Source organism: Pseudomonas sp. 1L-E-NC-VB-C3 (genome assembly GCF_057291535.1).
On record NZ_JBXAWD010000001.1, the window covers coordinates 600780 to 622574 of the forward strand.

At 61.2% G+C, this 21795-nt stretch carries 17 protein-coding genes; 4 read left to right on the top strand and 13 right to left on the bottom strand.

Going from position 1 to position 21795, the window contains the following annotated elements; translation table 11 throughout:
• Positions 1–9: 9 nt before the first annotated feature.
• Positions 10–885, top strand: a complete 876-nt coding sequence (locus AC0Z5Z_RS02720) for a metal ABC transporter substrate-binding protein (protein WP_485610660.1) — start codon at positions 10–12, stop codon at positions 883–885.
• An 84-nt stretch (positions 886–969) separates the two neighbouring features.
• Here the strand turns inward: AC0Z5Z_RS02720 and AC0Z5Z_RS02725 are convergent, their stop codons facing one another.
• On the bottom strand, positions 970–1488 hold the full coding sequence (locus tag AC0Z5Z_RS02725) for a DUF3617 domain-containing protein (protein ID WP_016772436.1): 519 nt from the start codon (positions 1486–1488) through the stop codon (positions 970–972).
• 131 nt (positions 1489–1619) lie between these two features.
• Between AC0Z5Z_RS02725 and cls the strand changes: the two genes are divergently transcribed.
• On the top strand, positions 1620–3059 hold the full coding sequence (gene cls, locus AC0Z5Z_RS02730; RefSeq protein ID WP_485610661.1) for a cardiolipin synthase: 1440 nt from the start codon (positions 1620–1622) through the stop codon (positions 3057–3059).
• 9 nt (positions 3060–3068) lie between these two features.
• On the opposite strand, the gene cfaB is transcribed toward cls, so the two are convergent.
• The 5 genes from cfaB to hflK (AC0Z5Z_RS02755) all read right to left on the bottom strand — a co-directional run bounded on the left by cfaB (position 3069) and on the right by hflK (AC0Z5Z_RS02755) (position 10388).
• Positions 3069–4256 carry a C17 cyclopropane fatty acid synthase CfaB gene (cfaB, locus tag AC0Z5Z_RS02735; RefSeq protein ID WP_485610662.1) on the bottom strand — a complete coding sequence of 396 codons (1188 nt, stop codon included), beginning with the start codon at positions 4254–4256 and terminating at the stop codon, positions 3069–3071.
• A gap of 177 nt (positions 4257–4433) precedes the next feature.
• On the bottom strand, positions 4434–6344 hold the full coding sequence (locus tag AC0Z5Z_RS02740) for a heavy metal translocating P-type ATPase (RefSeq protein WP_095181187.1): 1911 nt from the start codon (positions 6342–6344) through the stop codon (positions 4434–4436).
• Entirely contained in the window at positions 6341–7390 is a 1050-nt protein-coding gene (hflK, locus tag AC0Z5Z_RS02745; protein WP_485610663.1) for a protease modulator HflK, read from the bottom strand. Before hflK (AC0Z5Z_RS02745) ends, AC0Z5Z_RS02740 begins: the two co-directional genes overlap by 4 nt.
• Entirely contained in the window at positions 7387–8430 is a 1044-nt protein-coding gene (gene hflC / locus AC0Z5Z_RS02750; protein WP_485610664.1) for a protease modulator HflC, read from the bottom strand. The genes hflK (AC0Z5Z_RS02745) and hflC overlap by 4 nt, the downstream gene beginning before the upstream one ends.
• Positions 8427–10388 (bottom strand): protease modulator HflK, encoded by a 1962-nt coding sequence (gene hflK, locus AC0Z5Z_RS02755; protein WP_485610665.1) that lies wholly within the window; start codon positions 10386–10388, stop codon positions 8427–8429. The genes hflC and hflK (AC0Z5Z_RS02755) overlap by 4 nt, the downstream gene beginning before the upstream one ends.
• 210 nt (positions 10389–10598) lie before the next feature.
• On the opposite strand from hflK (AC0Z5Z_RS02755), the gene lpdA reads away from it, so the two are divergent.
• Complete coding sequence (lpdA, locus tag AC0Z5Z_RS02760; RefSeq protein ID WP_252885060.1) at positions 10599–11999, top strand: dihydrolipoyl dehydrogenase; 1401 nt, start codon at positions 10599–10601, stop codon at positions 11997–11999.
• Positions 12000–12099: 100 nt separating this feature from the next.
• On the opposite strand, the gene AC0Z5Z_RS02765 is transcribed toward lpdA, so the two are convergent.
• Positions 12100–12573 carry an Lrp/AsnC family transcriptional regulator gene (locus AC0Z5Z_RS02765; RefSeq protein WP_056791036.1) on the bottom strand — a complete coding sequence of 158 codons (474 nt, stop codon included), beginning with the start codon at positions 12571–12573 and terminating at the stop codon, positions 12100–12102.
• A gap of 145 nt (positions 12574–12718) precedes the next feature.
• Here AC0Z5Z_RS02765 and AC0Z5Z_RS02770 point away from each other — a divergent pair, with 145 nt between their 5' ends.
• Positions 12719–13348 carry a LysE family translocator gene (locus tag AC0Z5Z_RS02770; RefSeq protein WP_485610666.1) on the top strand — a complete coding sequence of 210 codons (630 nt, stop codon included), beginning with the start codon at positions 12719–12721 and terminating at the stop codon, positions 13346–13348.
• Here the strand turns inward: AC0Z5Z_RS02770 and AC0Z5Z_RS02775 are convergent.
• The 6 genes from AC0Z5Z_RS02775 to AC0Z5Z_RS02800 all read right to left on the bottom strand — a co-directional run bounded on the left by AC0Z5Z_RS02775 (position 13345) and on the right by AC0Z5Z_RS02800 (position 21644).
• Entirely contained in the window at positions 13345–15480 is a 2136-nt protein-coding gene (locus AC0Z5Z_RS02775; RefSeq protein WP_485610667.1) for a hypothetical protein, read from the bottom strand. The two genes, AC0Z5Z_RS02770 and AC0Z5Z_RS02775, sit on opposite strands and share 4 nt — an antisense overlap.
• Complete coding sequence (locus tag AC0Z5Z_RS02780) at positions 15467–16651, bottom strand: DUF3142 domain-containing protein (protein WP_485610668.1); 1185 nt, start codon at positions 16649–16651, stop codon at positions 15467–15469. Before AC0Z5Z_RS02780 ends, AC0Z5Z_RS02775 begins: the two co-directional genes overlap by 14 nt.
• 136 nt (positions 16652–16787) lie before the next feature.
• Positions 16788–17627, bottom strand: a complete 840-nt coding sequence (locus AC0Z5Z_RS02785) for a class I SAM-dependent methyltransferase (RefSeq protein WP_485610669.1) — start codon at positions 17625–17627, stop codon at positions 16788–16790.
• On the bottom strand, positions 17621–18775 hold the full coding sequence (locus AC0Z5Z_RS02790; protein ID WP_485610670.1) for an acyltransferase family protein: 1155 nt from the start codon (positions 18773–18775) through the stop codon (positions 17621–17623). The genes AC0Z5Z_RS02785 and AC0Z5Z_RS02790 overlap by 7 nt, the downstream gene beginning before the upstream one ends.
• Entirely contained in the window at positions 18772–20073 is a 1302-nt protein-coding gene (locus AC0Z5Z_RS02795; protein ID WP_056791055.1) for a glycosyltransferase, read from the bottom strand. The genes AC0Z5Z_RS02790 and AC0Z5Z_RS02795 overlap by 4 nt, the downstream gene beginning before the upstream one ends.
• Positions 20067–21644 carry a glycosyltransferase gene (locus AC0Z5Z_RS02800; RefSeq protein ID WP_485610671.1) on the bottom strand — a complete coding sequence of 526 codons (1578 nt, stop codon included), beginning with the start codon at positions 21642–21644 and terminating at the stop codon, positions 20067–20069. Before AC0Z5Z_RS02800 ends, AC0Z5Z_RS02795 begins: the two co-directional genes overlap by 7 nt.
• Positions 21645–21795 lie beyond the last annotated feature (151 nt).

Sequence of the window (21795 nt, forward strand, 5' to 3'; positions counted from 1 at the left end):
TGTTTCCCGATGCGCGCTCTACTCGTGCTGTTCAGCCTGATGCTGTCGATGTCACTGTCGGCTGCCGAAAAACTGCCGGTGGTTACCAGCTTCAGCATCCTTGCCGACATGGTTCATCAGGTCGGCGGCGAACACGTTGAGATCACCAACATGGTCGGCGCAGATGCCGATGCGCACACCTACGAGCCAACACCGGACGATGCCAAGGCATTGCTCAAAGCCAAAGTGATCATCAAGAACGGCCTCGGTTTCGAGCCTTGGCTGGATCGCCTGGTGACCAGCACCGACAGCAAGGCGACGGTGATCAGCGCCAGTCGCGGGGTGATTCCACGTTCGCTCGATGAAGACGGCGAGACTGTTGCGGATCCACACGCCTGGCACAATCTGGCGAACGCTGAGTTGTACGTCGCCAACATCACCAAGGCGCTGATCGCCGCCGACCCGGCCAACAAGCCTGACTACGATCGCAACAGCCAGACCTACCTCAAGCAGATCTATGCCCTGCTCGCCGAAGCCAAAAACAAACTCGGCGCGCTGCCGCCGGGTAATCGCAAGATCGTCACCAGCCACGATGCCTTTGGCTATCTGGGTCAGGCCTATGGCATCGACTTTATCGCGCCACAGGGTTTGTCCACCGAACGCGAACCCTCTGCCGCCGAAGTCGCTGCGCTGATCACGCAGATTCGCCAGGCGAAGGTCAAAGCGGTGTTCATGGAGAACATCAAGGACGCGCGTCTGCTCAAGCAGATCGCGGATGAAAGCGGCGCACACATCGGCGGCACGCTGTACTCGGATGCGCTGGCGGCGAGTGGACCGGCGAGCACCTTTACCGGGCTGTTCGAATACAACCTCAATACGTTGTACAAGGCGTTGAGTCAGCCATGACTTGAGGCGAACTTCCGATCTACTCGCGAGCAGGCTCGCTCCCACAGTTGGAATGGGTTCCAACTGTGGAGCGCTGCGAAGGTTTTAAGCGCGGGGTTTTACCGTGCCGCAATCCTGACCCAGCCAGACTGCCCGGGTTTCCAGGCTGCCCTTCTGGTTGATGCCGATAGCGTTGAAGGTGCCATTGGCGACGGTGGTGAATTCGCGGTCACTGAGGAATGTTGCCACGCCGGTGCCTTGGGCTTTCGGGCAGCTGAAGCGGAATTTCCACTGGTTGCCGGTGCGCTCGGTGATCTGCTGTTTGCAGCCCGATTGCGGATCGGCCAGCGGGATATCGTTGGTTGCCACCTGCTGCGGCGTCAGGCAGGCACGGATCCCCTTGCCGCCAATATTGATGCCGTTTTTCTCGAGCGCAGCGCGCTGCTGCGGGGTGATCTGGCCTTGAATCTGGCCAAGGATCGATTGCACGTCCATGGCCTGATCATCGACCTTCAGATTGCTCGAAGACATTTCCCACAACCCCGGCTGCAGCATTTGTGCCTGCGCAACCACCGGTAATGCCAAACCCAGGCCCAGCGCCAAACCCAGCAGACGAACGTTCATCGAGTAACTCCTGATCAGTTGTGGCCGTTAGACGCCGGCCGATTGTGTCGGTTCATGCGCCGATTAAATAGAGACATTCGCCGCAGAACATGGTCTGTTAAGCATTGCATCTCGCGGAGCAAGGCTGCCCCATGGATTTTTTCGGACCGCACATTTTCGGTTACCTGATCGCCCTGTTGCACACACTCGGTTCGATCGCGGCGATCCATGCGGTGCTCACCGTGCGCACAGCGCAAGGCTCGATCGCCTGGGCATTGTCGTTGATCTTCATTCCCTACTTCACGCTTATTCCGTATCTGGTATTTGGTCGCAGCACCTTCGATGGCTACATCAAGGCCCGGCGCCAGGCCAACGAGCAGATGCGCCTGGCCATTTCCGAACTGAACTGGCGTCCGTGGGTGGAGGAAGCCCTGGCCGCTCGCGCTTCGAGTGCCTACGCCTCACTGCGCGCGATGCCGAAACTGGGGCGCATGCCGTGTCTGGCGAACAACGAGGTGCAACTGCTGGTGAACGGCACCGCGACCTTCGAGGCGATTTTTCAGGCGATCGCACAAGCGGAGGAAGCCGTGCTGATCCAGTTCTTCATCATTCACGACGACCGGCTCGGCCAGCGCTTGCGTGATTTGCTGTTGAAGAAAGCCGCCGAAGGCGTATCAATTCATTTGCTTTACGACCGCATCGGCAGCCATGCCCTGCCCCATCATTACGTGCAGGCGCTGCGTGATGCCGGCGTCGAGGTCAAAGCCTTTGCCACGCGCAGCGGCTGGCTCAACCGCTTTCAGGTCAACTTCCGCAACCACCGCAAAATCGTTGTGGTCGATGGCGTAGTCGGCTTTGTCGGCGGGCATAACGTCGGCGATGAATACATGGGTGAGAAGCCACCATTGGCGCCATGGCGTGACACCCACGTCAAAGTCCGCGGGCCGGTGGTGGCCTGCATGCAGGAATCGTTCGCGGAAGACTGGTTCTGGGCTGCTCGCACTCTGCCGCCGTTGATCCTGCCGGATACGTACCCGGAGGATGGCGTGCTTTGCCAATTGCTTGCCAGCGGCCCGGCGGATGCCTACGAAACCTGCTCGCTGTTTTTCGTCGAAGCCATCCACGCAGCAACGCAACGCGTATGGATCACCAGCCCGTACTTTGTCCCGGACGAAGCGGTATTCGCGGCATTGAGGCTGGCGGTATTGCGTGGTGTCGATGTGCGCCTGCTGTTGCCGTCACGGCCTGATCACCGCATTGTCTACGCCGCCTCAAGCCTGTATGCCTTTGAAGCGGTACGGGCCGGCGTTAGGGTGTTCCGTTATCGACCGGGTTTTCTGCACCAGAAAGTGGTGTTGATCGACAGCGAAATCAGCGCCATCGGCAGCGCCAACCTGGACAATCGCTCGTTCCGCCTGAATTTCGAAGTGATGTTGCTGACCGTCGACAGCGAGTTCGCCGCTGCTGTGGAACACATGCTCAATGACGATTTCGCCCAGGCCGATGAGGTGGCCAAAGAAGAAAGCCGGGAGATCCACCGCCTGCAACAGGTCGGCATGCGGATCGCCCGGCTGATTTCGCCGATTCTCTGAGCCCCCGCTTCAGGGGTGGTAGATGTCGTCGCGGGTCCAAGGCAGTTCGTGGCTGCCATCCGGATGCGCTTTCACAGCGAGGATCTGATGCAGATTGATCCAACCCCGCGCGAAGGCATAAGCGCAACCGGCCAGATACAGACGCCAGATACGCAGTGCTTGCTCAGGCACCAGTTTCGCCGCAGCTTCGAGGTTGTCCTCCAGTCGCTCGCTCCAGTGATCGAGCGTGCGCGCGTAATGCAGGCGCAGGCTTTCGACATCGACAATTTCCAGTCCCGCTTCACTGATTTCGGCAGAGATCATCGCCAGGTGCGGTAACTCGCCGTTGGGAAACACGTATTTTTCGATGAAGTTGCCTGCGCCGCGTCCAACCGGGCGGCCATCGGTGTGCTTGGCGGTAATGCCGTGGTTCATTACCAGGCCGCCCTCCTTCACCGCACCAAACAGCGTTGCGCAATACTCGGCGAGATTGGCATGACCAACATGTTCGAACATGCCGACGCTGACAACCTTGTCGAAGCGGCCGTCTTGCGGCAAATCGCGATAGTCGAGCAATTGCAGTTCGACCTGATCGTCCAGCCCTTCGGCTTTGACTCGCTCCTGCGCCAGGGCCAATTGTTCCTTGCTCAAGGTAATACCAAACACTTTGACGCCAAACTCTCGCGCCGCATACCGCGCCAGACCGCCCCAACCACAACCGACATCCAGCAGATATTCGCCCGGCTGCAAGCGCAGCTTGCGGCACAGATGGCGGAATTTGGCTTGCTGAGCCTGTTCGAGGGTTTCGCTGCCGGTTTCGAAATAGGCACAGGAATACGCCATGTCGCTGTCCAGCCACAGCTGATAAAAGGCATTCGACAGGTCGTAATGATAGGAGATGGCTTTGGCGTCGGTGTCCTTGTCGTGTTGCGCGCGGACCGGCTGACTGTCTTCGTCTTCGTCGAGCAGCGCAATGCTCAACTCATCGCAAACCCGGATGACCTCGCTGATCGAGCCCTCCAGTTCCAGTTTGCCTTCGACGAACGCCGCACCCAGCGCATCCAGGCTTGGGTGGGTGAATTGAGTGACCATCTGCGGGTCCTTGACCACGATGGTTACGCTGGGCGCCGGCCCCAGATTGAACTCGTGGCCGTCCCAGAGTCGCAGGCGAAGCGGTAACTGCAGATTCTGTAAGGCCGGTGGAAGTTGCGCAAGCATGGAAAATCCCCCCTTGTTTCAGACGTCTGATCTGAGGGTAGACCAACCTTGAAAAATAGCAGGCTATCGATTCGATCGGCCTTGTCTATCGTGATCGGCACATCGGCTGAACGCCACAGGCGGCGTGCCTTACGATAGATGACTGCCTGTGCACTCGGCGGTTCGATGAATTTTCTTTCATTTAGCCTGAGGGTCGAGCCGGAGCAATGGCTCCTGAAAGCGCAGCAAACGTCCGGCGTTGCCCAACACCAACAAGGTACTCAGGTTATGCAGCAGCGCCGCGATCATCGCCCCGGCCGCGCCAAGCCAACCGAAAGCCGCGAAGACCACGATCGCCAGGGTCCAGCCCAGACCGATGATCACATTGACCTGCAAAGTACGCCGGCACTGACGACTCAAGCGCACGCAGGTACCGAGGCGGCGCAAATCGCTGCCGATCAACACAATGTCCGCTGAAGCCAGCGCAATATCGGCCCCGCCAGCGCCCATCGCCACGCCGACCACGCCGGCCTTGAGCGCGAGTGAATCGTTGATGCCGTCACCGACCACCATCGGGCGGAAGCCGTGATCGATTTCCTTGAGCACGCGATTGAGTTTGTCCTCCGGTAGCGCTTGCGCCTGCACTTCGTTCAGCCCGACTTCCTGCGCCAGGGTTAGGGCAACGCTCTGACGATCACCGGTCAACAGGAGTTGGCGTCCCAGCCCCAGTTCGCGCAATTCGCTCAAGGCAAAGCGCGCTTCCGGTTTGATGCTGTCTGCTAGCAGCAGCCAGGCGAGGAATTCACCGTTCAAAGCCAGGCCGGCAATCGGGCCATCGTGTTCAGGAACGAGGGGCGTTGTGATGCCCAGTTGCGCGAACAACTCTGGACGACCGAGCGCAGCTTCGCCCTTCTCTGTCGTCGCCACTACGCCCAAGCCTTGGCGCTCATGGATTTTGGTCAGAGGCCAATAGGCTTCCTGATCGGCCATCCCGGCGAGTGCCCGGCTCACCGGATGACTGCTCGCCGCGCCAAGACTGGCGGCCAGCGCCTGCACTTCTTTAGTGTCCACACTGAGGCTGTCGATCGACTGCAAACGCAACGTGCCGTAAGTCAGCGTGCCGGTCTTGTCGACCACCAGCGAGGTCAGATCGGCAAGTTCTTCGAGGAACGCCGAGCTGCGAATCAGAATCCCGTGGCGCGCGGCGACGGCGACACCGGCAATCGCCGTGGCCGGCGCCGACAGCACCAACGCACACGGACACGCCGCCACCAGCACCGCGAGCATCGCCTGTGCATCATGGGTGACGAACCAGGTCACCGCCGCCAGCAACAAGACCAGCACCATGTAACTGCCGGCATAGCGTTCGAGCAATCGCGTGATCGGCGGTTTCGAGCGCTCGGCGTTTTGCATCAGGGCGATGACTTTGCCCAAGGTGGATTCGTCGCCGATGCGGGTGACTTCGACGCGCAGCAATCCATCGAGGTTGATCGCGCCGCCGAACACCAGCATGCCCACGCCCGCTTCCACCGGTACCGATTCACCGGTAATCGACGCCGTATCGAGACTCGCCTGGCCGGACAATACCCGACCGTCCGCCGGCACCCGATCACCGGCCCGCACCTCGACAATATCGCCAGCACTGAGCGTGCGGTTGTCCACTTCGATGATCGAACCGTCTGCCTGCAGCTTGCGCGCATGGCTGCGGGTCAGCCGGCCAAGCGCATTGATCGCTTCCTGGGAACCGATGACGCTGCGCTCCTCGAGCACATGGCCGAAGATCATGATGATTGGCAACAACGCCGCGGTGAGCAGATCACCGGTCGCCCAGGCACCGAGCATGGCCAGCGCAATCAATTGATCGGTAATGCCGTGCAGGCTTGGATAACGCAGGCTGTACCAGGCCGACCGCATCACCGGAACCGCTACGAGCAAAGAAGCGAAACCCAGCAGCAGTTGGCTGACACCGATTTGCTCCGGGAGTATCCAGCGCCAGACCAGCCCCACACCCAGCAGCCCGAGCGCAAGCATCGCCAGGGTCAATTGGCGCGCGGCGCGACGTTGTTCGGCCGAGGACAACAGACTTGGAGCAGCGGTGGTCGCCGTCATTGACTGGCTCCTTGAATGATCAACCGGGAATCGTCTTTCGGATTGACGGTGGTGACCGACCCGGCCTGATCCAGGATCTTCGGTATGCGCTCGCGATACAGACGCAGGAGCATTTGCGGGTCGGCAGACGTGGCCAGGCTCGTGACGGTTGCGGTATCGGTTGAGGCTTTTGCAAGACGCTCGCCTGCCTGCGCGTGAGCCACCTGGAGCGTGCGGTCTGCCTGTTCGTTGGCGGACTGGGCAAGTTTCTCGGCATCGGTGCGCGCGTTAGCCACTGCTTTGTCAGCCTGCTGACTGGCCGTCAGAACCGCATTGAAAGCAGTGATCGCTGGCTCCGGCAGACTCGATTGCACATCGACCCGCGACACCTCGATACCGATGCCCTGCCCGCTCGCCTTCAGTTCAGCAAGACGCGCGTTGATGCCTTGCACCAGATCACCGCGCAATCGCTCACGGCGCTCGGCTGCCTGATTGTCGGCGCCGATCAATTCCGGGCGAGCGACCAGAATGGTGTCGAGGTCTCGCGCGGCGTTCAGGGCCACGGCGCTGCGCGTCACCAACCGATCGAGCGCCGGTAGCACATGTTCACCCTGTAACACGAACGCATAGGGATCGGAGACTTGGTAAAACACTCGCACGTCCAGTTGCACTACGCCGGCGTCACCGGTCAATAAATAACCAGACCCGGCAAGTGCATCGCTCAATGGCGTAGCGAAGGACGCCACCCGGTCAGCCTTCAGCGCCTCGTCACTGCGCAACAGATTTTCCACTCGACGCTCGATCACCCGATCAGCCGCCGGCAACAGAACCACCTGCTCAAAGGGTTGCGGCCACGCCCATAACAGCCCGGCATTCTGAACGCGATCCAGCGCGCCGAAGTGCAGTACTACTGCGCGGTTTTGCGGATCAATCTGCCGGACATTGGAGAATGCCCATGCCAGCGCCGCCAGCACCGTGATCGCATACAGCGCGATAAAAGCCAGCCGCCCCGCCTGAATCCATGGACTGTTCAACGCATGTGTTCCACGTGGAACTTCTTCGCTCATGGCTGCAATCCGGCTTTGTTGTCGAGCATCGGTGGGCCGTCGACCAACACACGGAACGGCGCAGCATCGGTGCGCAGAATCAATTTGGTGTCCGGTGTGACAATGGTGCCGAGGGTATCGAGCGAGCGCAGCAGGTTGTAAAGCTGCGGCGAGCTGGCGTAGGCGCGTCCATAAATCTGCGCAGCCTCGACTCGCGATTGCGCTTCAATGTCGGCGGCTTTCACCGTCGCATCAGCCTGGACGATTCGCGCATCGCGCTCGGCGGCGGAGCGAATTTGCGCCGCTTCGCGTTTGCCGATCGCTGTACGTTCCGTAGCAATGGTTTCACGCTCGGCGCGCATGCGATCGACCGTGGCACTGAGCGTGACCGAGGGCAAAGTCAGCCGCTCGATACCGACCTGCACCACGCGCACGCCATAAGTGGCGAGCAACTGTTGGTCGATCTGCTGACGCAACTGCGCTTCAAAATCGCCAATGCGAACTTGCCTGGCATCGGTGCTGACCAGATTGGCCAGATCGAAACTGCTGGCCGTGGTCTCCAGTGCTGAACCGACAAAGGTGCGAATCTGCCGCGCCGCTTCATCCGGCTGATTCTGCACGGCACGCATGAAACGCTGCACGTGTTCAGGATCACCCTGCACCTGCCACGCCACGTAGGCCTGAACGATGATGCGCAAACCGTCCTTGGTGCCGACGTCCTGCAAACCACTTGAGGTGGTACGTAGACGCAAGTCCACTGGAATCGCCGCTTCGAACGGCGCAGGCCAGCGCCAGCTCAAACCGGGATCAACCAATACCCGCGACGGATTTCCGAAACGGGTGATGACCGTGGCTTCGCCGGAGCGCACTTGCACCAGACTCGCGGCGGTAATGGCAAACGCCACCAGCAACGCAGCCCAGGCCATACGCCGCCATGGAAATGGTCCGGCTTCTGGCACCTCGCCGTGATGGTGATGATGACCATGATGATGGTGATGCCCGCCGTGGCCGTGGTCGTGGCCGCTGTGGTCGTGAACGTCATGAACAGGCGACTGGCTCAATGGGTGGCTCCTGGTTGAGCGGTGGTACGGGCGGGCGACGGATCAGTCGGCAGTGTGAAAGTACGCAGATCGATGGTTGGCGCATTTGCGCTCCCGCCAAGTCGATGGTCGAGCACCAGCAACCTGGCTTTACTCAAGCCCTGACTGAGCTGGCTGAGGTATTGCTCCAGCACAAACGCCTGGCCAGCACTGGCGAAGGCTTTCTGCTCGGCGCTGAACTTCAGGTCGGCGGTTTGCGCAGCGGCGTTGATCTCCCGCGCGTTTGCCATTGCCTGATCCCGCGCCGCGCTCGCCTGCAACTGCGCCTCGTTAGTGGCCTGCGCAGCCGCCCCGCGTTCGCGAGCGATCAACGCCTGCGCGCCGATCTGCGCCGCTTGCACACTGTGATAGGCATTCGCCGCGCCGGCCGGTGGATGAATCGCTTCGACGACTGTGGCAAGGATCTCCACACCACTGTTCAATCTGTTCAGATCGCTTTGCACCGAGCGACCGATTTCCTCGGCCAGCCCTGCCCTGTCGTCGCCGAGCAGACCGTCGAGGGTGCGCGAGGCAAAATCGTGAACCAGGATGCGGCTGGCGGTGCTGCGAATCAGCGTCGTTACATCGGCGCTGTTATAAGTCGCGGCGAGTGCCGCCTCGTCGTTCAAACCGATGCGATAAACGAAGCGCACGTCCATGTTGACGATTTGCAGGCCCTGTTGCGCGCCGCGGCTGCTGGCGATGACCTGGGATTTGTCATTGACGTGGCTGGCGTCCCACAAACGGTTGGCGGTCAGCGGCGCCGGGCCTTCAGCGGAGTCGGACTGCACGGCGACTGGCTTGTCGCCGACACTGGTTGCCAGTTCATGGACCACGCCGTTTTCAACGGAGATCACACGCCCCAATGGCCAAGGCAACCCGCTATGCAAACCCGGGCCGAAAACCTGTACCGGTTTACCGAAGCGCTCATAGATGCCGCGACCTTGCAGGGGAATTTCATGTACCCCTGTCAGCAGCCAACCGCAAAGGGCGACCACTGCCAACACCGGCAACAACGCCCGGCGCATGTAACTGAAGGCCCAGATCTGGCGCAAATCGATGCCGAAACGGTTGTGCATTTCATGCTGTAACGCCAGCCACGGCTGCGGCGGCCAACGCAGCATATCGGCGATAAAACTGCGCGCCAGCAGGGTCGGTTCGAGTTGTTCGCGGCGCGGGCTGAAAACAGACAGCACCGCGCGCAACAACAGTTCGACGGTAACCAACATTGGCAGGACTGCGCTGAGCACCGCCACGCGTACCGGCCAGACTGCGCTTTCGCTGGCAAACAACAGACACAGCGCACCGATCAACAGGGTGATGATCACCGCCCGGGTCAGTTGTGCCAGCGCAGCCGCTTCCGGCCATTGCGCCGGCGGTACCTGCGCCAGTTGCCGCTCCAGCACCAGCAGGGCAAACGCCAGCAACAACGCCAATGCCGCACCGATGCTCGCCGACAGCCCCAAGGCCGCCGCAGGCAACGTGAGATTCCACACCTGCTCAATACCAAGCAGAACCAGCAACGCCCAACCGCCGAGCCACAACGTCGGCGCGCCGATTTGTCCAAGCACATGGCGGCTCTGCTGACTCAAGCGCTCCAGAAGCCTTTCGTACCAGCCCTCGGCTGCGCCGCCCTCTTCCACGACGGTCGATTGCGAGGCGGGCGGATGCATCACCCGCGCGCGCCATTGCGTCACCCACCACGCCGATTGCAACCCGGCGACCAGTACCAGCAACGCCGCGCTCTGATTGACCAATAACGATAACCACAGGGACTGCGGCGCAAACAGGCCGACGAAAAACGCCAGCACCCAGCCCGACGCGGCCACTGCGCCGAGTCCATACGCCAACCGACGCAATTTGCGTGACTGCGCGGCTGCCTGCTGAAAGCGCGGCAGCCCGGTGACTGGCGTGGCTTCCAACTCAAGATCGACTTGCATAACACCCCGAAAATGTAGGCTCAGCGTTCATAGCGTTACGATATAACGGACACTGTGAAATATTCGTACACAATTGCATCTATTCAAAGATGCCGCAGCTGTCGCTTGCCTGAAGCCTTGACCGAAATGTTCGACGAAGCTCATATTACGCACATAATCTTTATCGCAACTAATCTTGGCTATCCCCATCGAGCAATCTGGAGCAAGCGCATGAGCAACTATGACGTGGTAATTCTGGGCGGTGGCCCCGGCGGTTATAACGCAGCGATCCGCGCCGGTCAGCTCGGGCTCAAGGCCGCTTGCGTCGAAGGACGTGCAACCCTCGGCGGCACCTGTCTGAACGTCGGTTGCATGCCGTCCAAAGCCTTGCTGCACGCGTCGGAGCTGTACGCCGCTGCGGTGGGGACAGAGTTCGCCAATCTCGGCATCGAGGTCAAACCGACGCTGAACCTCGCGCAGATGATGAAGCAGAAGGACGAAAGCGTCGCCGGCCTGACCAAGGGCATCGAATTTCTGTTTCGCAAGAACAAAGTCGACTGGATCAAGGGTTGGGGCCATATCGACGGCCCGGGCAAAGTGACGGTGACCGACGCCCAAGGCAACAAGAGCGAACTCAGCGCCAAGGACATCATCATTGCCACCGGCTCCGAACCCACTCCCCTTCCCGGCGTCGAGATCGACAACCAGCGCATCCTCGATTCCACCGGCGCGCTGTCGTTGAGTGAAGTGCCCAAACATCTGGTGGTCATTGGTGCCGGGGTGATCGGCCTGGAGCTGGGTTCGGTATGGCGCCGACTCGGCGCGCAGGTCACCGTGGTCGAATACCTTGATCGCATCTGCCCCGGCGTCGATGGCGAGGCCGGCAAGACCTTGCAGCGCGCGCTGAGCAAGCAAGGCATTGCCTTCAAACTGAGCTCGAAGGTCACCAGCGCCACCAGCTCAGCTACAGGTGTGCAGCTGAGCGTCGAGCCTGCCGCCGGTGGCACGGCTGAGCTGATCGAAGCCGACTATGTGCTGGTGGCCATCGGGCGCCGGCCGTACACCAAGGGCCTGGGGCTGGAGAACGTCGGCCTGAGTGCCGACAAACGCGGCATGCTCGCCAACAAGCAACATCGCACCGAAGCCGCCGGGGTCTGGGTGATCGGCGACGTCACGTCCGGGCCGATGCTCGCGCACAAGGCAGAAGACGAGGCCATGGCCTGCGTCGAGCAGATCCACGGCAAGGCCGGCGAGGTCAATTACGCGCTGATCCCCAACGTCATCTACACCCAACCGGAACTGGCCAGCGTCGGCCAGACCGAAGAACAGCTCAAGGCCGAGGGCCGTGCCTACAAGGTCGGCAAGTTTCCCTTCACCGCCAACAGCCGGGCGAAGATCAATCACGAAACAGAAGGCTTTGCCAAAGTCCTCGCCGACGAGCGCACGGACGAAGTGCTCGGCGTGCATCTGGTCGGGCCGAGCGTGAGCGAGATGATCGGCGAGTTCTGTGTGGCGATGGAGTTCAGCGCCTCGGCCGAGGACATTGCCCTGACCTGCCATCCGCACCCGACGCGTTCGGAAGCATTGCGGCAGGCAGCGATGAATGTCGAGGGGATGGCGACGCAGATGTAGGTTCCAAATCTTGCCGCCGTCTTCGCGAGCAGGCTCGCTCCCACTTTGGAATGCGTTCCCCCTGTGGGAGCGAGCCTGCTCGCGAATGGCGCCACCCGATCTACAGCGGCAGATGCCCCAACGGCAACGCCCCCGGCGCTTTCACCGTGTGAATGGCAAAGTTGCTGCGAATATCGCTCACACCCGGAAGCTTGAGCAGATGGCCGCTGACAAAGCGGTCATAAGCGCGCAAGTCAGGCACCACTACCTGCAACAAAAAGTCCGATTCGCCGGACACCAGAAACGCCGAGACCACCTCGGGCAGTGCAGTGACGGCGGCATAAAAAGCCTCGGCGCGTTCTTCGTTGTGCCGCTCGACCTTGACCCCGACAAACACCGTCAGCCCCAGCCCGACTTCATCGCGATCCAGATTGGCTTGGTAGCCCCGGATCACCCCCGCCTCTTCCAGCATGCGCACCCGGCGCAGACACGGTGAGGCCGACAGGCCGATTTGTTCCGCCAGCTCGACATTGCTCAGGCGGCCGTTGCGCTGCAGCGCAGCGAGAATCTTGCGGTCATAAGCGTCGAGTTTCATCTTTGGCAGATCCCGATAGTTACAGACTGGAAAACCAGCAGGTTATGCCAAACAAATAGAATTTTGAAGCTGATTACGCAAGCACCTGCCCCGCCCCCTCGCTCTAGACTGGCCCGAGCAAATCGATATCGAAAAGGGGTGTGATGTGGCAACTCTGTGGCTGTTTATTCTGACCTTGGCTGTGGTTCTGCTACTGCCGGGACCGGACATGATCCTGCTATTGCAAACCGGTGCGCGGCAAGGTCGAGCGGCGGCACTGGCCACGGCGTTGGGCCTGGCCATCGCCCGCGCCTGCCACGTGGCACTGGCAGCATTGGGGCTGGCGGCGCTGTTCAAAACAGCGCCGTGGACCTTTGACGTGGTGCGCATCGCTGGCGCGGCCTATCTGTTGTGGATCGGTATCCAGTGTTTGCGCACCTCGCTGGTACCGCGTCTGCAAAACCAAGAGCAGGCACCTGTTCCCGGCCAGTGGCGCGATGCGATCCGTCGCGGTTTGCTGACCAACCTGCTCAATCCCAAGGCGTTGCTGTTCTGCTCGGTGCTGCTGCCGCAATTCATCGTCAGTCACGGCGCGCCGGTGCTGAGCCAGTTTGCCGTGCTTGGCATGGTGCTGGTCGCCGTCGGTCTGCTGTTCGACAGCGTGGTTGCCCTGACTGGCGCGGCACTGGGCCGTTGGCTGCAACACAGTCCAACCGCCCAGCGCGTTCAGCAATGGTTGTTCGGCAGTCTGTTGATTGGCTTCGCCGTACGCCTGAGCTTTATTCAACAGGCCTAGCCTTTGCGCACCTTGCGCTGACGACGGGTGATCAGCAGTAACGCGATGGCCGCGACTACGACGATCGCGCCGATCTGCACCGGCCACTTGTACGGCCGCAGCGTCCCACGCACGGCATCGGTCACTTGGGTAACGTAACGCTTGTCGGCATTTTCGAAGTCCGGGTACGGGCATTGATTGCCGAAGTCTTGCGCCCACGGCACATAAGGGCCTTCCTTGACGTAGCGCTGATACAGCGCACTCTGGTCCTCAAGGCTGCTGTTCCAGCCGGCCGCGTTGCACAACACGGCGGCAAACGCCTGACTGGTGTGCGGCAGGTTATCGGCGGCGCGACTGGCCAGTGCCGTGGCGACAAAACGATAGTGATAACGCTGATCCGGTTGCGCGGCGCTGGCCTGCTGGCGCTGCACTTCCGCCGTGGAAATCAGCGGGCCGACATCCAGCTTCGTGCTCTCCAGCGTGTAATTGCCGCCGAAGGTGGCGTAATCAGGGGCCATCTCATAACCGAGGATGTCCATGCCCCACTCCCGGGCTGTCCACGCGGCGTTGTACAACGCACTGGCGCGTTTGCTCGGCCACCACGCCGACTCGGCCTTGAGCCGTTGCTCGCCATAGAGCCGGGCCTTGTGCTGCAGATCGTCACTGGCGAAATAACCGACCGCTTCCTCGTAACGGCCCTCACGCAGCAAGCGCCGACCGAGCAGATTGCGCAGGTTGGCGGCCACCGACAGCGGCACATAGTTATCGCGCTCTTGCTGCGTCAATGGCGGCGGCGCCGGCACGTTCTCATCGACGTACCGCTTGAGCTCATCGACCGTCAGCACCCGCTCGGCAACGGTGGCGGCATCGAACCAGTAAAGGCTGTTGCTGCGATACAGCTGCACGAATGCTTGCAGGTATTCGCCGCGTTGCAGCGCCAGGATCGCGCTTTCGCCTTCCACCCGACATTTGGGCTGCACCGTTTCAAACGCCCAGTCCGGCGTGCGGCGATATCCCCAGTCTTCATTCTGCGGAAAGGCCTGGGCGGCTTTGGCGTAGGCGGCAGCGGCGGCAGTCGTGTCGCCCTCACGCACTGCCAGTTTTGCCCGCAGCCACCAGGCCAGTCCGCCGTCCCCGGCGTTTACCAGAAAGGCCTTGGCAGACGCGTAGTCGCCCTGTTGATAACTCATCGCCGCCAGTCGATCGGCATTGTTGAGGCTGCCACGGGTGCTGCTCTGCAACAGCGTTACCAATTTCTTTTCGTTGGCCGGCTGCTCGCCAAATGACCAGCCTTGGCGGCTGACCAGCGACGCCGTGACCAGTTGCTGCACTGCTGGCTGCTGCAGCAGTTTGGCCAGCTGAGATTCCGGCAATTCGGCCAGTTCGTTCATCAGTTGCTTGAGCGAGGTATAACCGACGGCCGAACCGTGCAGGTTCTGCGATTCGTACAGTTCGATGGCGCCGCTCCAGTCGCCCGCGCTGCGCAACGCCCGCGCCTCTTCACCGAGGCTGGCAACGCCCAGTTCCAGCGGATCGCTGAAGCCGTCGATGCTCAGTTGCCGGGCTTGGCGAAAGGCATCGCGCGCCTGCTCCAGCGCTTCGATGCGATCGTGCGCCCCGTTGCTCATGGCGAAGGCAATGCGCCCGAGGGAATACGCCGACCACGTGCTGCGCAACGGACGCTGGTCTGCCGGCAGGGCCAGCACCTTGTTGAAATACTCACTGGCGAATTGATGATCACCGGTGGCAAAGGCCACCGCGCCGGCGACGTACAAACGTATTTCCGCCGGCAGACTGGCGCCCTGCTCCTCGGCCTGACGCGCATCGCTGAGCCCACGCAGGCGCTTGACCACCGCGTATTGCTCAGCGCTCAGGCCCACCTGCTCAGCCTGTTCGCGGGCCAGCTCTGACGCGTTGTCTTCGGAATAGTCGTTGGGGTTATGGGTCGCTGCGGTGACGTTTTTCAGCCCGGCAATGGTTTTACCCAGGCGACTGATTTCGAAGCTGAAACTGCCTTCGGGCAGATCGGCGAGGGTCTGCGCGCGGTTGTCGAGCAAGCGCATCGGGAAGTCCGGGCCGCAGGCCAGCGCCGAACCCAGCGGCAGGCTGAGGCTCAGGCAGAGCAGATGGCGGGGCCAGTTACGGGTCAACATGCGAACCTCCTTGATCAATATATGCACAACGCGCCCAACCGACAGCGCGCTGCCCGCCCGCCGGCAAGCGGCCGTCACGCAGGCGGGTGAAGGTAAGCAGATTGGCACTTTGTTGCAACGAGTAACCGGCGAGCGCATCGGCGCCTGCACAATCCTGCGCCTTCAGCGTGATTTGCGCGGGCCACGGACTGTCGAGATTGCCGCGGTTATCGAGCTGGATGTCATAGAGTCCGCCCTGCCCTTTGAATGACAGATGCAGATGACTCTTCAGCACATCGCCCCGCGCCACGGCGCGCAAAGTAGTCAGGCTCCAGGCGCGACGATCGTTGGTCAGCGGCAAGCGAAACCAGATCAACCCGGCCAGATGCTCAGGCGGATCCTCGCGCAAGGTTTTGGCCAATTGGCTTAGTTGCTGCGGATCGGCGAGCAATTCCCGGCGCTGCCCGCCGCGCTCCAGTTGCACTTCGCTTTCCACTACCGGCGCGCCACCATCATCGCTCAACAGCGCAACGCCGTAGGCCGGCAGCGCCAGATAGAACGGTTTGTCGCTGACATGTGCCCAGGCCTTGGCCCACTTCAACGCCTGCCTGGCGTCGAAAAGACCCAGTCGCGGATCGCTCACGGCGTGGACTTGCAGCACGCTGCTGTCGACGCTCTGCAACAGCGCCGGCAAGTGCGCGCTGTCGAGCCAGGCCGGCAGTGCGGTGATGCTCAAAGGCAACGATGGCGGCAAGGTCGCGCGCAGATCTTTGAGCAATTGGGCATACGCAGGCAGCCGTGCTGTACCGGCGTCGTGATCGATCTCGACGCCGCTCAACGTGAGGCCTTGCGCCTGCCAATCGGCGATGACTTGCAGAATCTGCGCGGTGACCTGCTGCTGGTCCAGCGACTGCAGCTGGCCATCGAGGCGAATCACTGCAATCAAAGGGCGGCCATCGGCTTTCAACAATGCCGGATCAACCCGCGCTCTGCTCCACCGTTCGCCGGGAAAGGCCTGCAATGCCAGCACGCGCAGCGTCGAGAAATCATCGCGACTGTCACGCAAGGCCGGTTCATGCGCAGGCGTCCATTGGCGCTGCCAGACGTAGAGTTGCTGGTCGAGGGCCGGCGCGACGTGTTGCTCGCAACCCGCAAGCAAGACGCCAAGGAACAGACACACAATCAACCGCATACCTTGAAAATCCCTGAAACCACAGGGCTGCAAGGTTACACAAAAACCGTGTAGGAGCTGACGAGTGAAACGAGGCTGCGATCTTTTGATCTTGCTTCAAGACTCCAGATCAAAAGATCGCAGCGTGCCGTAGCGCCTACAGGGATGCCGCAGGCTTGCGCGCGATAATCACCTGACTCTTGGCCACCACCGCATCCAGCGCCTGCTTGATCTGCGCGCCGCGCGGGGAATCCAGCACCGCTTGCCAGGTATTGGCCCAGTGCTCGAGCATCGGGTGATCGGGGTTGCTGAGATCGACCTTGGCTTCCCAGAACAACATCATCCACATCGACCAGTAGAAGCCATATTTACTGTGGCTGATGATCTCCAGCCCGGCGTCGCTGACCATGGCCTTGAACTGGTCTTCGCTGATAATGCGTATGTGATTGGGTTTCTGGAAATACTCCGGCGCGGCGATGTCCTTTTGCAGGTCCTCGGAGCTGGGATGCGGCACGCTCAGCAGATACAAAGCGCCCGGCTTGCCGACACGCACCAGTTCGGCGAGAAACTGCGCGGGATCATCAACATGCTCGATCACCTCGGTGGAGACCACACGCGTCGCCGTTGCCTCGGCAATCGGTAGCGGGTTGCAGTCGGTAACGTGGCATTCGATGTCCCGGGCCGGGGTGTCGCTCAGACGCCGGCGCGTGGCCTCGACCTTGGCCGTATCGATATCGGCAAGAATGATCTTCGCCCCACGCATACCGCAGAAGTGCACGTTGCCGCCATCACCGCAGCCGACATCAAGCAACGTATCGTCGGCACTCACAGGGAATCCCGTGTACAGCTCGTGGGTCGCCTGGTTGTACCAGCCGCTGAGTTTCGCGTCGTAAAGGCCGAGCGAGTACGGATCAACCTTGTCGGCAACCGCAGCGACCGGTTCTGCTGCAGGCTGTGCAGGCGCTGTCGCCGAGAGTTTCTTCAAAAAGCTCAGCATGAGGTGGCTCCGGGTGAGGTAACTGCAGTTCGGGAGGTGCCGAGGCGCTTGACCAGTGCAGCACCGCGATTGCGCATCGGCATTTCGACCACGCGGTAGTTGAGTTCACTGAGGAGCGCGATCAGGCCAAAGGCAATCAGCATCGTAATGATGGGATGTCCGGCGGGGCTCGGCAGGCCACTGCTCTGCAAGCGAAAGATCAGTTCACGCACCAATAGATACGCCGGAATGTGAATGAGGTAGATACCGTAGGAGCGGCTGCCGATCCATGCCAGCAACCGCTGCAAGCGTCCGGCAGGCATCAGGTAGTTGCGGTTGTACGAGGCGATCCAGACCAGCAGCGCACTGAGCACGGCGATCGAACCGATTCGGAAGCTGGCCAAGGTAAAACGGTCCGTGGCCATGAAGCTCAACAGCGCTCCAATGACCATCAACGCTGAAATGCCAAGCCATGGTCGGCGCAAGAACGAGGGCTGCCAGCGCTGAAAACCCGGCTGCGCACTCCACATCGCCAACAGCACGCCAAGGGCCAGCGCATCGGTGCGTACTACCATCAGCAAAGGCGTGCGCACAGTCAGAATCTGCACCGCCACCAGCGCCAGCAATGCCCAGACCAGGTGTCGGCGAAACAACAGGATCAGCAACGGAAAGAGCAGGTAGAACTGCTCCTCCAGCGCCAGGCTCCAGTAGACGAAACTGCTGCCGTATTCGTATTGGAAAAAGCTGTCGGCGAAGCGGAAATTGGCGTATTGCAGTACCCCGGCGAGGGTCGCCTGAAGATTGGCGGACAGCGTACCGAACGCACCGGACCGGTTGAAAAACATACAGGCCAGCAGGATCACCGCCAGCCATAACCAGGCCGAAGGCAACAGGCGAAAAGCCCGGCGCAGCCAGAAATGGCGCACCTGTTGCCAGCGCTCCTGGCCCGTCGTGCAGCCTTGCAGCACCGGGATCAAGCTGCGGGCGATGACAAAACCGGAGATCGCAAAAAACAGGTCGACGCCCCACCACGTCTGCGCCCATTCGTGGATCCGGGCCAGCGACGGCACCGGGTCAGTGAACAGATTGTCCGGCAAATGGTGGAACAACACCGCGAGCACCGCGACCGCACGCAGGACTTCAACGTCCATGATGCGCTTGGCGTTCATGCTTGGGGAGCTTCCAAAGCAGGCGCACGATGCTCGAACAACTGCGTCAGAAACCCTCGCAAACGCTGTTCAGCCACAGTCTGGCTGCAGAACGCCTGCAAACTTACGACTGCCTGCGCCGACATCTCGGCATAGCGCTGCGGCTGGTTTTTCGCGACGTCGTAACTGGCCCGATAGGCCTCGCACAATGAGCTCCAGTTGGTCACATAACGCAGGGTTCGGAAGGCTTTGCGCGGGTCGTGGGGCCAGGCTGTCAGCTCGTCGGTGGACTCGATGAGAAAGGCATTTTCCGTGCTCAGGTAATCGATCATCGCCGTGGTACGCGGCGCCACCGCCGGCTTGCCGCAGGACATGAATTCCATCAGCGGCAGGCACTGGCCTTCACCGTACGAGGTGTTGACCACATACCGCGTGGCCTGCACCAGTTGCTCGTAGTCCGGATCGGCAAGGTAACCGTAGATCAGAACGATGCGGCAGCGGTAAGACTGGTTTTTGTACAAATGGTGGAGGATATCGCTGAGCGCTTCTTCGGCGTCGTGGTGAGTGAGCTTGAGCACCAGCGTCGCGTCTTCGACATCGCGAAAACTAACGCAAAAAGCGCTGAGCATGTCTTCCCAGTTCTTGCGCCCGTCACCGGGATTGAACACCGAGGTATAAACCACGCCGTCAAGCACCAGCGTCTGCTCGGAGGCCGGCGCGGCGAAGTCGATGCCGTCGCCGCTGCGCAGGTGCGCCGGCCCGAATGCATTCAGATTGAGGGTGCGGCTGTCCGCGACCAGACCTTTGATCGTCAGGCTGTAGGCGGTGGCCAGGGCTTGCTCGGGCATTTTCGCGCCACGGGCAGCAAAGCGGTCCCAGACCGGCGCCGGCACCGCGACGATCGGGTACTCGGCACCCATCGCCTCGTGCACGGCATTGACCGTGTAGCTGGAGTGGGTGATCGCTGCGCCACAGGCATGCAAGACGCTACGCCAGTCATTGCGCGGCTCGCCCGCGAAGGCTTCATTGGGGATCGTGCTGAACTCCCACGCAAACACCGGCAGCGTCGGACAGGCCAGGTGAACGGGAGTGCGATGCGGCGGCGAGAACGACAGAAACACGCAGGGCTCGCCACGGCTCAGACATTCCAGATACAGAGCATCGACTTCTGTCTGCGGATCGGCCACTTCCACGACCCGACCGATGCGTTCGAGCACCGGACGATACTCCTTGAGCACGAAGTAATAGCTGTACTCCGAACGCCCGAGGTTCTGCGCAATGGTGTGCCGGTTGGTTTCCGAATGAATGATGATCAGCATGAGGCGTTATCCGTCACAGGCGCAGCATCGGTGGGGCCTGCTGTCAGCGCAAAGAACTCCGCGAGCCGTTTGCGCACCGGCGCGAAGGCGCAGTATTGCTGCATGCGCGCGACGGCGGCGGCAGACATCCGCTGATACTCCTGCGGCTGGGCCTTGGCCATTCGATAGCTGTTTTCGTAGGCGTTTTTCAGCGAGCCCCAGTCGGGGCGGTGCCGCAGCGTGCGGTAGATGATCCGCGTGTCCTGCGGCCAGATCGTCAGCTCTTCACTGGACCTGACCACGAACGCCACCGAGTCATCGATGTAATCTTCCATCGCCGTGTGATCGGGGGCGATCACCGGTTTACCGCTGGACATGAACTCCATCAAGGGCAGGCATAGCCCTTCGCAACGTGACGCGTTGACGTAGAAACTGGCCGCCTGATAGAGCCTGGCGTACTGCGCGTCGTCGAGGTAACCGTGCATCACCACGACCCGACAGGCGAACGGTGTGAGTTGCGCCAGCAGGGTCATCAACTCGCTGTAATAGGACGCCAGATCATTCTGGGTGATCTTGAGCACCAGCGTCGCGTCGGGCGTTTCGCGGAACGCCCAGCAGAATGCGCTGATCAGTCGATGCCAGTTCTTGCGGCCATCCTTGGGATTGAATACCGAGACGTACACCACACCCTCGACTGTGGTTTCGACCACCGATGAGGTGTCCGGCAGATCGAGTGGCGCCGGTTCGATCACGGGCACCGGCGCAGCGCCGCACACCTCAGGCCAACGCTGTTGCAGCCAGCCATGCAAAGCGTCCGGCAGCAGATCGCGAATGCCCTCCCAGTACCAGTTGTGCAGAAATTTCACCCGTGGCACTGGTTCCGCCTGCTCGTGTTCCAGATCCAGCACCCACAGGCGCAGATAATGTCGAGCAATGACCAGTCGGCGTTTGAACGTCAACGGTGGCGGGCGCGCGGCTTCAATTGCTGCGGCCAGTGCAGCCTGCTCTTCAGGGCTGATTGGCGTTGGGATCAGCGCATCGGCTGACAGGCCGAGGGTGCGTGAATCGAAAATACAGCCCTTGATCGCCAGTGCAGTCCTGGGATTGACCGGCATGGGTTGGTGTTGCTGACGAATCGTTGCGAAGCTGTCCCACAACGGCGTCGGCAAAACCAGCACCGGGAACGCTTCGCCCATGGCGCGGCGGATGGCCGTTGCCGTGTGGCTCGACAGAGTGATGACCCGGCCGTGGCGTGCGAGCATGCGTGTCCAGTCCTGACGCGGATCGTCGTCCCACTGTTCATCGGGGATCGAATCGAACTCCCAGGCCACCACGCAAATCGTCGGGCATTCCAGATCAACCGGGGTCTTCTGCGGTGGGGTGAAGGACAGGAACACAGTGTCTTCACCTGCGGCGAGCAATTGCCGGTAAATCACATCGACGTCGGCGACAGATCCGGCCACGTGCACGCGCCCCAGGCTTTCCAGCACCGGGCGATAGGCTTTGAGGACAAAGTAATAGCTGTATTCCGGACGCCCCAGACTGGCACTGATGGAGCTGTCGTTGACGTCCGAGTAGAGAATGAAATTCATGGCATCCCACGATGAAGCGCCATCCCGGCGACTTCATGCTATGACGGCCGCGCGTCGGATCGGGTCGGCAGGGCCGGCACTCGTCCGTCATCATCGGGCACGTCTCTGTTCTTGTTTTAGTGGTCAGTTTCACCCCGCGTCGCGGCGTCCG